The organism is Streptomyces sp. BoleA5 (assembly GCF_000373665.1).
GTDB lineage: Bacteria > Actinomycetota > Actinomycetes > Streptomycetales > Streptomycetaceae > Actinacidiphila.
Genome location: NZ_KB892096.1, coordinates 19976 through 32507, shown reverse-complemented (window position 1 = coordinate 32507; position 12532 = coordinate 19976). Strand labels below are relative to the sequence as shown.

Sequence of the window (12532 nt, the reverse complement as noted above, 5' to 3'; positions counted from 1 at the left end):
GGCCCCGCGACCGGCGGCCGGCGCGGTCGGCCCCGCCGGCGTTCACCCGGCGGACCGCGCCGAGAGCGCGCGTCGCCCCCGCGCCTATGCTGCAGGCGTGGGCGGGCACTTGCCCCACCCGGACCCCCGGCCTCGGACCTCCGGCCCCCGAACGGCGAAAGGCAGCACGACCATGAGCCCCCGTACCGCAGTCGTGACCGGCGCGAGCAGCGGCATCGGTGCCGCCACCGCCCGCAGGCTGGCCGAAGCCGGCTACCACGTCGTGCTCACCGCCCGCCGTGCCGACCGCCTGGAGGCGCTCGCCGAGGAGATCACCGCCGCGGGCCACTCGGCGGCGGCCGTCGCCGTCGACGTCACCGACCGCAGCGCCGTCGACGCGCTCGCCGCCTCGCTGGACCGGGTGGACGTCCTGTTCGCCAACGCCGGCGGCGCGCTCGGCGCGGACCCGGTCGCCACCGCCGACCCCGCGGAGTGGCGCACGATGTACGAGGTCAACGTCCTCGGCGTGCTCAACACCGTCCAGGCCTTCCTGCCCGCGCTGATCGCCTCCGGCGACGGCACCGTGGTCGTGCTCTCCTCCACGGCCGCCTTCACCCCGTACGAGGGTGGCGGCGGGTACGTGGCGGCCAAGCACGGCGCCCACGCCCTCGCCGGGACGCTCCGCCTGGAACTGCTCGGCGAGCCGGTCCGCGTGGTCGAGATCGCCCCCGGCATGGTGAAGTCCGAGGGCTTCGCCCTCACCCGCTTCCACGGCGACGAGGAGAAGGCCGCCGCCGTCTACGCGGGCGTGGCCGAGCCCCTCACCTCCGAGGACGTCGCCGACACGGTCACCTGGGCGGTCACCCGCCCGCCCCACGTCAACGTCGACCTGCTGGTCGTCCGCCCCCGCGCCCAGGCCGCCCAGCACCGGGTGCACCGGGAGCCGTAGCCGCCCGGCGGGACGACGGGCGGCTACGGGGCCCTTCGCGGCCCCGGACCCGCCCGCCCGGCCGGGCTCAACCCTTCACGCAGACGACCTGCTTGAGCTTCGCGACGACCTGCACGAGGTCCCGCTGCTGCTCGATCACCTTCTCGATCGGCTTGTACGCGCCCGGGATCTCGTCCACCACACCCGAGTCCTTGCGGCACTCGACGCCCTTGGTCTGCTCCTCCAGGTCCCGCGTGGAGAACCGCTTCTTCGCCGCGGTGCGGCTCATCTTGCGGCCCGCGCCGTGCGAGGCGGAGTTGAAGGAGTCGGTGTTGCCGAGGCCGCGGACGATGTACGAACCCGTGCCCATGGAGCCCGGGATGATGCCGTGGTCGCCGCCGCCGGCCCTGATCGCGCCCTTGCGGGTGACGAGCAGGTCCATCCCGTCGTAGCGCTCCTCCGCCACGTAGTTGTGGTGGCAGGAGATGACCTCGTCGAAGGTGACCCTGGCCTTGCGGAACTCGCGCCGCAGCACCTCCTGGAACAGGGCCATCATGATCGCGCGGTTGCGCTTCGCGTAGTCCTGCGCCCAGAACAGGTCGCGCCGGTAGGCCGCCATCTGCGGGGTGTCCGCGATGAAGACGGCCAGGTCGCGGTCGACCAGGCCCTGGTTGTGGGACAGCTTCTGGGCCTCGCCGATGTGGTACTCGGCGAGCTCCTTGCCGATGTTGCGCGAGCCGGAGTGCAGCATCAGCCAGACCGCGCCCTCCTCGTCGAGGCAGACCTCGATGAAGTGGTTGCCGGAACCGAGGCTGCCCATCTGCTTCGTCGCGCGCTCCCGGCGGAACCGGACGGGCTCGGCCAGGTCGTCGAAGCCGTCCCAGAAGCGGTCCCAGCCGGCGGCGGACAGGCCGTACAGCCGGGCGGGGTCGACGGCCTCGTCGTGCATGCCGCGGCCGACCGGGACGGCCTGCTCGATCTTGGAGCGGAGCCGGGAGAGGTCGCCGGGCAGGTCCTCGGCCGTCAGCGAGGTCCGCACGGCGCTCATGCCGCAGCCGATGTCCACGCCGACCGCGGCCGGGCAGACCGCGCCGTGCATCGCGATCACCGAGCCCACCGTGGCGCCCTTGCCGTAGTGGACGTCGGGCATGACGGCGAGACCCTTGATCCACGGCAGCGAGGAGACGTTGCGCAGCTGCTGCATGGCTCCGCCCTCGACCGTGGCCGGGTCGGTCCACATGCGGATGGGCACCCGCACTCCGGGCACTTCTGTGTACGACATCTCGATCCCCCCTGGGTCGGACGGTGATTTCCATCAAGGCAACACAAACAACACGTCTCAACGGAAAGCGAAATAAAGGGCGAAGCCAGCCATACAGCCCCATGATCCGGCGACGGCCGCAGCGCGTGCGGTAGACATTGTGTCTACCCGTCGCCCACCCCCGCCAAGGGATTTACGCGGGCGCCGGACCGATCGCCGGAGGAAGGGGCCACCTCAAGTGCAGCCAACGGGAGACCGCGTGCACCGGGTCCGGGGCCTGGTGGCCGCGGTGTGCACGACCGCGCTCGCCGCCGCCGCGCTGGCGGGGTGCACAGGCTCGGGCGGCACGGGGGACGGCGCACGCAACGGGGACACCGCGGACGGCAGGCAGCCCACCCCGGCCGCCCCGCCCGGCCGCTACCGGGTACTGCCCGAGCCGTGCGGTTCGCTGGCCCCCGGCACGCTCGAGAAGTTCGTCCCGGAAGCGGACGACTACGCGGGCGAGGCGACCGTGACGTTCGACACGGACCGCAAGGCGGGCTGCAGGTGGACCGGCCGCACCGAGCTCGGCAACCGCTACCTCCACATCGACCTCGAGCGCGTCGTGTCGTACGACACATCCGTCAGCGACGAGAGCCAGGCCACGGCGGACTACGACAGCCGGGCCGCGGAGGCCCACATTCCGGCCGCCACGGCGCCGGCCGACGCCGCCGCCTCCGCGTCGGCGACCGCGGGCCCGCCCGGCGCGGAGAGCGCAAACCCCACGGCCTCGGGCGCCCCCTCGCCGTCCGTCACGGCCACCGGCGACACCTCTCCGCGCGCCCTCGACGACCTCGGCGACGGGGCCTTCCTCGACGACGCCCTCAAGACCCAGGACTCCGGACTCCACCGCGACATCGCCGTGGTCTTCCGCATGGCGAACGTCCTGGTCACCGTCGAACTCTCCCAGTGGTCAACGGACAAATCGGTCGAACCGCCCAGCGAAGAGCTGCAGCTGGGCGCCCGCCAGGTCGCGGCCGAGCTGGCAGATCAACTCGACGAATGAGACGAAGCGCGTACTCTGGCCGTTTGTGCCATGACATGACACGCAACGAAATGAGCGAAGGATCCATGCACCGATCAGCCCCGCACCTCGCCCGCCTGCTCGTGGGCGCGGCCGTGCCGGTGATGCTCGTCGCCGGCTGCTCCTCCGGCTCGGACTCGTCGAAGGACGACGCACACAAGGCCGCAGCCTCGGCCCCCGCGTCGAAGTCCGCGTCACCGTCGCCAAGCGCCGTCGCCGCCAGGTACTCCGAACTCCCCGACCCGTGCCGGGTCATCGGCGCCAAGACCGTCAAGTCCCTGGTCCCCAAGGCGAAGAAGCCCGCGGGCACCCCCGCGCACTCCGCCGAGCGCGACGAGCGCGGCGGCTGCTCCTGGAACGGCCTGGACGGCTACCAGTACCGCTGGCTCGACGTCTCCCTCCAGCGCTACGACACGGTCGCGGGCCTCGGCTCGGCCGAGGAGCAGGCGAAGGAGCGGTACGCCGAGCAGGTCGCCGAGGCCGGCCGGGTCAAGGGCGCCAAGAGCACTCCGGTCGCGGTGGACGGCGTGTGGGACGCGGGCACCGCGGTCACCTCGACGGCGAAGAAGGACAAGGAGGAGTACCGGGACGTCACGGTCGTCGCCCGCACCGGGAACGCCGTGCTGGTGCTCACCTACAACGGCGCGGGCCTGGAGGACGCGAAGACCCCGGCCGGCTCCGGCCTGAAGGCCGGCGCGCTCAAGGCGGCCAAGGAGGCGGCCACCGCGGTCGCGGCGGCGAACGCGTAACAACTGCGGGATCCGCTGTACCGATTCACCACGTTTGGGCAACCTGCCCGTTGCCCCGTGTGGCAGGCTGGGCAGGCCAGTTTCCGAGCCTGGGAGGGTCGCGGGTGTCCGCGATACGCATGAACCGGACGCACCGGATCCTGATCGGTGTGGTCGTCACGGGCGCGGTGGTCATCGCCGCGATCGGCTTCGCGGGCTCGTACGCGGCCGTGCGCGAGCTGGCGCTGCGCAAGGACTTCGGCTGGTTCGCCAATGTCTTCCCGATAGGCATCGACGCCGGGATCGTGGTGCTGCTCGCACTCGACCTGCTGCTGACCTGGCTGCGCATCCCGTTCCCGCTGCTGCGCCAGACGGCGTGGCTGCTGACGGCCGCCACGATCGCCTTCAACGGCGCGGCGGCCTGGCCGGACCCGCTCGGCGTCGGGATGCACGGCATCATCCCGATCCTCTTCGTCGTCTCGGTGGAGGCGGCCCGGCACGCGATCGGCCGGGTCGCCGACATCACCGCCGACAAGCACATGGAGTCGGTCCGGCTCGCCCGCTGGCTGCTGGCCCCCTTCGCGACCTTCCGCCTCTGGCGGCGCATGAAGCTGTGGGAGCTGCGCAGCTACGACGAGGTCATCCGGGTCGAGCAGGAACGTCTCGTCTACCGCGCCCGGCTGCGCGCCCGCTACGGCCGGGCCTGGCGCCGCAAGGCCCCGGTCGAGTCCCTGATGCCGCTGAAGCTCGCCCGGTACGGGGTGCCGATGGAGCAGACCGCGGCCATCGGCCTGGCCGCCGCGGGCATCGACCTCCCGGCCCCCGCGCCGGCCCCCGCCGCGCTGTCCGCCGCCGAACCGGCCCCCGCGCGGGAGGCGGGTCACGTGCCCGAGCCCGAGTGGCACGCCCCTGAGCCGGCCCCCGAACCGGTCCCGGCCGAGCCGCAGGTCCAGGTCGAGCAGCGGACCCCCGCTCCGGCACCCGCCCCCGCGCCCGCTCCGGAACCGGCGGCCGATCCGTACCAGGCGCCGGAGCCGTACCAGCAGCCCGCCCCGGCGCTCGAACCCGTCACCGCCCCGGTCGGCGCCGGGAACCGCCGCCGCGCCCTCGCCGACGGCAACGGCGTGATCCCCACTCCCCGCGCCGAGTTCGCCCCGGAGCCCGACCCGGACTTCTACCCCGAGCCCGAACCCGAGCCGGAGCCCGTCACGGAGGACACCTCCCGCGAGGAGATCTACGACCGCGCCTTCCGGGCCTACCACCAGCAGTTCGGGAACTTCCCCAACGCCCGCCAGTTCGGCCTGATCCTGCAGGACCGCTACGGCATCTCCAGCCCCAACGGCGGCCCGCTCAGCGAGAGCACGCTGCGCCCCTACGTCCGCGAACTGCGCCGCCGGCTCGAACTCGACGGCCAGTACGCGTCGTAGCGCCCCAGCCCGCGGCCGGGCCAGCGAGGCGACCACGTCGGACGCCGACAGCAGCCGCACCCGCGCCGCGTCGAGGGCTGCCGGGTGCAGCGCGAACACCTCGCCGCCCTCGGCCACGGCGACGTCGCCGCGCAGCAGGTACGCCAGCCGCGCCGCGTCCGGCTCCGCACCGTCGGCGGGATCGGCGTACGGCGAACCGATCCGGGCCGCGAACTCCGCCGCGGACTCGTCCTCCCGCCGCCGGTAGGCAGTGGTGGAGCCGTCCGCGTGCCGCAGCAGGACGGTCGCGGCGCGGGCCGCGGCCTGCCAGACGGCCAGTTCACCCAGCCCCACCCGGGCCCCTGAGGCGAACAACGCGGTCAGACCCTCGGCGAGCGCGGCGAGGCCGTCGCCGTGCCGCGCCACGGAGTGGCAGGTGCCGGTGACGCCCTCGGCCACGTCGAGCCACCGCATCGTGCGGCCCGCCACGTCGATCACCAGCGGCACGCTCGTGCGGGCCCGCCCGGTCAGGTCGTAGCGCTGCTCGACGGCGCGGGCGTCGAACACCGGCCCCGCGTCGCCCGGTTCGTCGCGCAGCGAATATTCGCGCCACGGTACGCGCGACGGCGGCGGGTGGCCGGGCCACCCGCCGCCGTCGCGTGCGCGTCCGGCTCAGCTCGCCGCCAGCAGCTCCCGCACGCGGTCCTGACCGACCGCCAGCAGCAGCGTGGGCAGCCGCGGACCGGTGTCCCGGCCGACCAGCAGCTGGTAGAGAAGGGCGAAGAAGGAGCGCTGGGCGACCTTCATCTCCGGCGTCGGCTTGGCGTCGGGCGCGAAGCCCGCCTGGATCTTCGGGACTCCGTAGACCAGGGTGGTCAGCCCGTCCAGCGACCAGTGCTCGGGCAGCCCGTCCACCAGCAGCTTCAGCGCCTCCCGCTCCTCGCCGGACAGAGCCGCCAGGGCCTCCGCGTCCGGCTCGGTGCGCACCCGGGTACGGGCCTCCGGCTCGACGTGGGTGTTGACCCAGCGCTCGGCGCAGTCCAGCCGCGGCCGGGCCTCGTCCAGGGAGGCCAGCGGCTTCTCCTGGTCGAAGTCGCGCAGGATGCGCAGCGTCTGCTCCTCGTCCCCGGTCGTGATGTCCACGACCGAGGCGAGGGTGCGGTACGGCAGCTTGCGCGGTGTGGTGGGCAGTTCACCGCTCGCGGTGCCCGCCGCCCGCGAGTGCACCGCGAGGTCCACCGGGGCGGCCGTGCCCTCGGCGACCTTGCGCTCCAACGCGTCCCACTCGTCGTAGGTGCGGGAGATCTCGTCGCCGAAGGAGATGTTGAACGCCTGGTTGGGCCGCCGGCGGGCGTACAGCCAGCGCAGCAGCTGCGGCTCCATGATCTGCAGCGCGTCGGCCGCGATCGGCACGCCGCCCTTGGAGCTGGACATCTTGGCCATGCCGCTGATGCCGACGAAGGCGTACATCGGGCCGATGGGCGGCTCGGCGCCGAAGATCTCGCGCACCAGCTGCTGGCCGACCATCCACGAGGAGCCGGGCGACTGGTGGTCGACGCCGGAGGGCTCGAAGTCCACGCCCTTGAAGGCCCAGCGCATCGGCCAGTCGACCTTCCAGACCAGCTTGCCGCGGTCGAACTCGCTCAGCCGCACGGTCTCGCGGTTGCCGCAGTCCTGGCACTCGTAGGTGAGGTCGGTGGTGTCGTCGTCGTAGGCGACGACCGTGGTCGTGTCCTTGCCGCAGGCCGAGCAGTACGGCTTGTACGGGAAGTACTCGGGGGCCTGCGCGAGCGTGGCCTCCTCGTCGTCCTGCTCCTCGCCGCCGCCCTTCTTCTTCGTCCGGTAGCGGCCGAGCACCTCGTCGATCCGCCGGCGCTCGCGCATCGCGTGCAGGATCTGCTCGCGGTAGGCGCCGGAGGTGTACTCGACGGTCTGGCTGATCTCGCTGACCTCGACGCCGAGCGCCGCCAGCGCCTCGCGGAACGGGGCCTTGAAGTGGTCCGACCAGGTCTCGTACGAGCTGCCCTCGGGCGCCGGCACGGAGGTCAGCGGCTTGCCGATGTGCTCGGCGTACGACGGGTCGTAACCGGCCGGCACCTTGCGGTAGCGGTCGAAGTCGTCCCAGGACAGGATGTGCTCGCAGGGCACACCGCGCCGCTTGATCTCGTCGGCGACCAGGTGCGGGACCATGATCTCGCGCAGGTTGCCCAGGTGGATCGGGCCGGAGGGGCTGATACCCGAGGCGACGATGATTTTCTTGCCCGGAGCCCGACGCTCGGCTTCCGCGATGACGTCGTCCGCGAAGCGGGCGACCCAGTCGGCCTCGGTGCTCTGAGCCACTGTCTCGACTTCCTTCCACCTGTGCAGCGGGTAGCGCGGTACCCGGCAATTGTCCCAGAGAAAAATGAGTGGTAGCGCGTGGGATACTGAGGGTTGATCTCCGATCCCTCTCAGGAAGCACCCATCCCATGGCCTCGGTCAACTCGCTTTCCGCCTCGATCCAGCAGCGCGTCGCTGACGCCCTCGGTGCCGACCCGCTGCTGCGACGTAGCGACCGGGCCGACTTCCAGGCCAACGGCGTGCTGGGCCTCGCCAAGCGGAGCAAGCAGAACCCGCGCGAGCTGGCCGCCCAGGTCGTCGAGGCCCTCCCGGCCGACGACGAGCTGATCGCCGCCGTCGAGGTCTCGGGACCGGGCTTCCTCAACATCACCGTCTCGGACGCCGCGATCACCCGGACGCTCGCCGCCCGGGACGCCGACGACCGGCTCGGCGTGCCCGTGAAGCCGGAGCCGGGCACCACGGTGATCGACTACGCGCAGCCGAACGTGGCCAAGGAGATGCACGTCGGCCACCTGCGGTCCTCCGTGATCGGCGACGCGCTGGTCAAGATCCTCGAGTTCGAGGGCGAGACGGTGATCCGCCGCCATCACATCGGCGACTGGGGCACCCAGTTCGGCATGCTCATCCAGTACCTGGTGGAGCACCCGCACGAGCTGGACCACGAGGCGTCCGAGGCCGGCGAGGAGGCGGGCGAGGCCTCGATGTCGCGCCTCAACCGGCTCTACAAGGCCTCCCGGACGGTCTTCGACGCCGACGAGGAGTTCAAGACCCGGTCGCGCAAGCGCGTCGTCGACCTGCAGGCCGGCGACCCGGAGACGCTGGCGATGTGGCAGCGGTTCGTGGACGAGTCGAAGATCTACTTCAACTCCGTCTACGACAAGCTCGACATCGAGATCCGCGACGAGGACGTCGTGGGCGAGTCCGGCTACAACGACATGCTGGTCGAGACCTGCAAGCTGCTGGAGGAGTCCGGCGTCGCCGTGCGCTCCAACGGCGCGCTGTGCGTCTTCTTCGACGACGTCAAGGGCAAGGACGGCGAGCCCGTCCCGCTCATCGTGCAGAAGGCCGACGGCGGCTTCGGCTACGCCGCGACCGACCTGTCCGCGATCCGCAACCGCACCGCGGACCTGCACGCCGACACGCTCCTGTACGTCGTGGACTCCCGGCAGGCCCTGCACTTCAAGATGGTCTTCGAGACGGCCAGGCGGGCCGGCTGGCTGACCGACGAGGTCACGGCGCTCCACATCCCGTTCGGCACGCTGCTCGGCAAGGACGGCAAGCCGTACAAGACCCGGTCCGGCGAGACCTTCCGGCTGGTCGACCTGCTGGACGAGGCGGTGGAGCGCGCCGCGACCGTCATCCGGGAGAAGTCCTCGGAGCTGGCGGACGAGGAGGTCGCGGACCGGGCCAAGGAGGTAGGCATCGGCGCGATCAAGTACGCCGACCTGTCGACCTCGCTCGGCCGGGACTACGTCTTCGACCTGGACCGGATGGTCTCGCTCAACGGCGACACGAGCGTGTACCTGCAGTACGCGTACGCCCGGAACCGCTCCATCCTCCGCAAGGCGGGGGACGCGAAGCCGGTCGCGCACCCCGAGCTGCCGCTGGCCCCGGCCGAGCGGGCGCTCGGCCTCCTGCTGGACGAGTTCGCGGAGACCCTGGCGGGCGTCTCGGAGACCTACGAGCCGCACAAGCTGGCCTCGTACCTGTACGCGCTGGCCTCGGCGTACACCACCTTCTTCGACCAGTGCCCGGTCCTGAAGGCCGAGACCCCCGAACTGCGGGAGAACCGCCTCTTCCTCTGCGACCTGACCGCCCGCACCCTGCGGCAGGGCATGGCGCTGCTCGGCATCCGCACGCCCGAGCGCCTCTGACGCGCCCCGCGTCCGTACGACGGCGGCCCCGGCGGGAGTCATCACTCCCCCCGGGGCCGCCGTTGTCGGTGGGCACCCCTACATTCACGGCCATGGCGATGCTCCCCAACCAGCTCCCGAAGCTCGCGCAGGACCCGGCCGGCCGGTCCCTGGGCCTGAACCTCCCGCCCGGCACCCTCGTCGACACCACGAGCGACGGCCGCCGGCACGAACCGCTGCTGTGGCACTCGGAAGCGCCGGCCGAGCCGGACTCCTGGGAAGGGCTGCTCCCCGCGCGGATGTCGGCGGGGCTGCACCCGGTGCTGCTCTCCATGGACGAGGCGCTGCCGGCCACCAGGGACCTGGACCCCGGGGCGATGTCCTATCCGGGCGGCCACGACGCCGACGAGGTCCTCGCCGGCCTCTGGGGCGACGAGGAGGAGTCCGACGAGGAGGAGTCCGACGAGCACGACGCGGACCTGACCGCCCCGTTCGGCCGGACGTGGCCCGGCCTCGCCCCCGCGCGGGAGTTCGAGGCCGACCCGGACGTCAGGGCGGCCGAGGTCGCCGCGTCCGTGGTCGGGGAGGGGTGGATCAAGGACCCCCGAGCGGCCCTCGTCCCCGCCCGGCGCAGCGCCGACGTCCCCGCGGCCATCGGCTGGACGGGACCGTGCAACCACGAGAACGACGTGGCCCGGCTCTGTGCCGTCCTGCGCTCCTGGGAGGAGCGCTTCGGTGTGCGCGTCGTGGCCGTCGCCTTCGACGTGCTCGTCCTCTCCGTGGCCGCGCCGCCGGCCACGGTGGCCGAGGCCGAGGCCGTGGCCGCCGAGCACTTCGCCTTCTGCCCCGACAACGTCACCCAGGGCAGCGGCTCGCTGCGGGCGTACGCCGAGTCCCTGGTGGACGCGCACGCCTGGTCCTTCTGGTGGGACTAGGCCAGGCCTAGGCGGCGCCGTCGACCGGGCCCGAGCCACGGGTGTCCTTCCCCGCGGTGGAAGGACACCCCCGAGACGACCCGGTCAGCACCGCTCAGCGGTGGAAGTGCCAGCGGTGGTCGTGACGGTGGTGGCGGTGGTGCCAGCGCGGGTGGTGCCGGTGGTGGCGGTGGTACCAGCGGCCGTCGCGCCCGCCACGGCGGAACTCACGGCCGTCACGCCCCCGGTCACGGCGGAACTCGCCGCCTCGGCCGCGGTCACCGTCGTGCCGGTACTCGCCGCCCCGGTCGTTTGTCGCCTGGGTCGTGTGCGACACCGCCGCCGTCGGCGGCGTTGCGGCGCCGGCAGCGCCGGCGCCGCCCAGAAGGACGGCGGCAGCGACGCCCAGCGCGGCGGCGAATCGGGGAATCCGCATCGCGGTTCTCCTTTCACGGCGGAGGCCCTTGTGCCTCCGCCTGCTGTGGACTTGCTGTGAACTTCCCACCGAGATGGGCCGTTAAGTCCGAATCGCCACCAACGCCACTTGATGTAATGAAATGCCGGGCAACCTGGAACCGCGCCGTCCACATCCGCGTCCTGCGCGCGATCATCTGTGGGTACCGCGTCCGGGCAGCGCGGGAGGAGCGCCGCCCACCCTGCTTCGGCAGGTGACCGCCCCGGCTGCAGACCCGGCCGGGAATGATCACTCATCTGCCGCCGACCACACCCGGTCAGCGGCTCGCGGGGACGGCCTGGCCGCACTGACAGGGCGTCACGCCCTACGCCCGTCGCCTCCCCTCCGCAGCCCGGCGTCCGGGCCGGGAAACGTCCGGCCGGTCCGGGCGGCCCGGGACCGTCGCCGCCGGTCCCGGGCATGCGGGGATACGGACGCGCCGCGCCCCGGCGCTGTCGCCGCCGGTCAGGGCGATGGACCGGACTCGTGTGCCCGGCACGGGCGTTCGCCGGACGCGGCACCACGGGTGTCCGCGCCGGGCTCACGGGCCGCCCCCGGGCGGCGGGGACGGCCGCGGGCTCAGAGCTGCGCGGCCACCTCGGTCGCCCAGTAGGTGAGGATCAACTGGGCGCCCGCGCGGCGGATCCCGGTCAGGGTCTCCATGATCGCCCGGTCGCGGTCGATCCAGCCGCGCTCGGCGGCCGCCTCGACCATCGCGAACTCGCCGCTGATCTGGTACGCCGCCACCGGCACGTCCACGGACTCGGCGACCTTCGCCACCACGTCGAGGTACGGCCCCGCGGGCTTCACCATCACCATGTCGGCGCCCTCGGCGAGGTCCAGCGCCAGCTCGCGCAGCGACTCCCGCTGGTTCGCCGGGTCCTGCTGGTAGGTCTTGCGGTCGCCCTTGAGCGAGGACCCGATGGCCTCACGGAACGGCCCGTAGAACGCCGACGCGTACTTCGCGGTGTACGCCAGCACCGACACGTCCTGGTGGCCCGCGGCGTCCAGGGCGCCCCTGATGACCCCGACCTGACCGTCCATCATGCCGCTGGGGCCGACGACGTGGACGCCGGCGTCCGCCTGGACCCGGGCCATCTCCGCGTAGCGCTCCAGGGTCGCGTCGTTGTCCACCCGGCCCTCGGAGTCCAGCACGCCGCAGTGGCCGTGCTCGATGTGCTCGTCGAGGCACAGGTCGGACATGACCACCAGGGCGTCGCCGACCTCGCTGACGACGTCGCGGATCGCCACCTGCAGGATCCCGTCCGGATCCGTGCCGGGCGTCCCCACGGCGTCCTTCTTCTCGTCCAGCGGCACGCCGAAGAGCATGATCCCGCCCACGCCCGCCTCGGCCGCCTCCACGGCGGCCTTGCGGAGGGTGTCACGAGTGTGCTGGACGACGCCGGGCATGGCGGAGATGGGCACGGGCGCGTCGATGCCCTCGCGGACGAAGACGGGGAGGATCAGCTCGGCGGGGTGCAGCCGGGTCTCCGCGACGAGGCGGCGCATCGCGGGCGTCGTACGCAGCCGGCGGGGCCTCGTACCGGGGAACTGACCGTATCCGCTTCCGTTTCCGCTCATCACCGCGCCGTGCCTTTCTCCGTCC

At 72.6% G+C, this 12532-nt stretch carries 11 protein-coding genes; 7 read left to right on the top strand and 4 right to left on the bottom strand.

Annotated elements, in window-relative coordinates; translation table 11 throughout:
- Positions 1 to 172: 172 nt before the first annotated feature.
- Complete coding sequence (locus B085_RS0111620) at positions 173 to 928, top strand: SDR family NAD(P)-dependent oxidoreductase (protein WP_026250943.1); 756 nt, start codon at positions 173 to 175, stop codon at positions 926 to 928.
- A 67-nt stretch (positions 929 to 995) separates the two neighbouring features.
- Here B085_RS0111620 and B085_RS0111615 read toward each other — a convergent pair whose 3' ends face one another.
- Positions 996 to 2189, bottom strand: coding sequence for an RtcB family protein (locus B085_RS0111615; protein ID WP_026250942.1), 1194 nt, complete (start codon positions 2187 to 2189; stop codon positions 996 to 998).
- A 217-nt stretch (positions 2190 to 2406) separates the two neighbouring features.
- Between B085_RS0111615 and B085_RS0111610 the strand changes: the two genes are divergently transcribed.
- From B085_RS0111610 to B085_RS0111595, 4 genes are all read left to right on the top strand, one after another.
- Complete coding sequence (locus B085_RS0111610) at positions 2407 to 3213, top strand: hypothetical protein (protein ID WP_234018556.1); 807 nt, start codon at positions 2407 to 2409, stop codon at positions 3211 to 3213.
- A gap of 65 nt (positions 3214 to 3278) precedes the next feature.
- A complete protein-coding gene (locus B085_RS0111605; RefSeq protein WP_018558738.1) occupies positions 3279 to 3980 on the top strand; it encodes a DUF3558 domain-containing protein in 702 nt (233 codons plus the stop codon).
- A 119-nt stretch (positions 3981 to 4099) separates the two neighbouring features.
- On the top strand, positions 4100 to 5386 hold the full coding sequence (locus tag B085_RS0111600; protein ID WP_018558737.1) for a DUF2637 domain-containing protein: 1287 nt from the start codon (positions 4100 to 4102) through the stop codon (positions 5384 to 5386).
- Positions 5387 to 5470: 84 nt separating this feature from the next.
- Positions 5471 to 5731 carry a hypothetical protein gene (locus B085_RS0111595; RefSeq protein ID WP_018558736.1) on the top strand — a complete coding sequence of 87 codons (261 nt, stop codon included), beginning with the start codon at positions 5471 to 5473 and terminating at the stop codon, positions 5729 to 5731.
- A 306-nt stretch (positions 5732 to 6037) separates the two neighbouring features.
- Here B085_RS0111595 and lysS read toward each other — a convergent pair whose 3' ends face one another.
- Positions 6038 to 7705, bottom strand: coding sequence for a lysine--tRNA ligase (gene lysS, locus B085_RS0111585; RefSeq protein WP_018558734.1), 1668 nt, complete (start codon positions 7703 to 7705; stop codon positions 6038 to 6040).
- A 128-nt stretch (positions 7706 to 7833) separates the two neighbouring features.
- On the opposite strand from lysS, the gene argS reads away from it, so the two are divergent.
- On the top strand, positions 7834 to 9579 hold the full coding sequence (gene argS / locus B085_RS0111580; protein ID WP_018558733.1) for an arginine--tRNA ligase: 1746 nt from the start codon (positions 7834 to 7836) through the stop codon (positions 9577 to 9579).
- A 92-nt stretch (positions 9580 to 9671) separates the two neighbouring features.
- Positions 9672 to 10493, top strand: a complete 822-nt coding sequence (locus tag B085_RS0111575) for a DUF4253 domain-containing protein (protein ID WP_018558732.1) — start codon at positions 9672 to 9674, stop codon at positions 10491 to 10493.
- Between the two features lie 94 nt (positions 10494 to 10587).
- Here the strand turns inward: B085_RS0111575 and B085_RS42100 are convergent, their stop codons facing one another.
- Both B085_RS42100 and hemB read right to left on the bottom strand, forming a co-directional pair.
- Positions 10588 to 10908, bottom strand: a complete 321-nt coding sequence (locus B085_RS42100; RefSeq protein ID WP_018558731.1) for a hypothetical protein — start codon at positions 10906 to 10908, stop codon at positions 10588 to 10590.
- A gap of 597 nt (positions 10909 to 11505) precedes the next feature.
- Entirely contained in the window at positions 11506 to 12507 is a 1002-nt protein-coding gene (gene hemB / locus B085_RS0111565; RefSeq protein ID WP_078619852.1) for a porphobilinogen synthase, read from the bottom strand.
- Positions 12508 to 12532: the final 25 nt, after the last annotated feature.

Excerpts from the sequence above, each read along its gene's own strand:
- hemB (WP_078619852.1), bottom strand. The coding sequence starts at position 12,507 with ATGAGCGGAAACGGAAGCGGATACGGTCAGTTCCCCGGTACGAGGCCC.
- B085_RS0111620 (WP_026250943.1), top strand. The coding sequence starts at position 173 with ATGAGCCCCCGTACCGCAGTCGTGACCGGCGCGAGCAGCGGCATCGGT.
- B085_RS0111600 (WP_018558737.1), top strand. The coding sequence starts at position 4,100 with ATGAACCGGACGCACCGGATCCTGATCGGTGTGGTCGTCACGGGCGCG.
- B085_RS0111605 (WP_018558738.1), top strand. The coding sequence starts at position 3,279 with ATGCACCGATCAGCCCCGCACCTCGCCCGCCTGCTCGTGGGCGCGGCC.
- B085_RS0111615 (WP_026250942.1), bottom strand. The coding sequence starts at position 2,189 with ATGTCGTACACAGAAGTGCCCGGAGTGCGGGTGCCCATCCGCATGTGG.
- argS (WP_018558733.1), top strand. The coding sequence starts at position 7,834 with ATGGCCTCGGTCAACTCGCTTTCCGCCTCGATCCAGCAGCGCGTCGCT.
- B085_RS0111575 (WP_018558732.1), top strand. The coding sequence starts at position 9,672 with ATGGCGATGCTCCCCAACCAGCTCCCGAAGCTCGCGCAGGACCCGGCC.
- B085_RS42100 (WP_018558731.1), bottom strand. The coding sequence starts at position 10,908 with ATGCGGATTCCCCGATTCGCCGCCGCGCTGGGCGTCGCTGCCGCCGTC.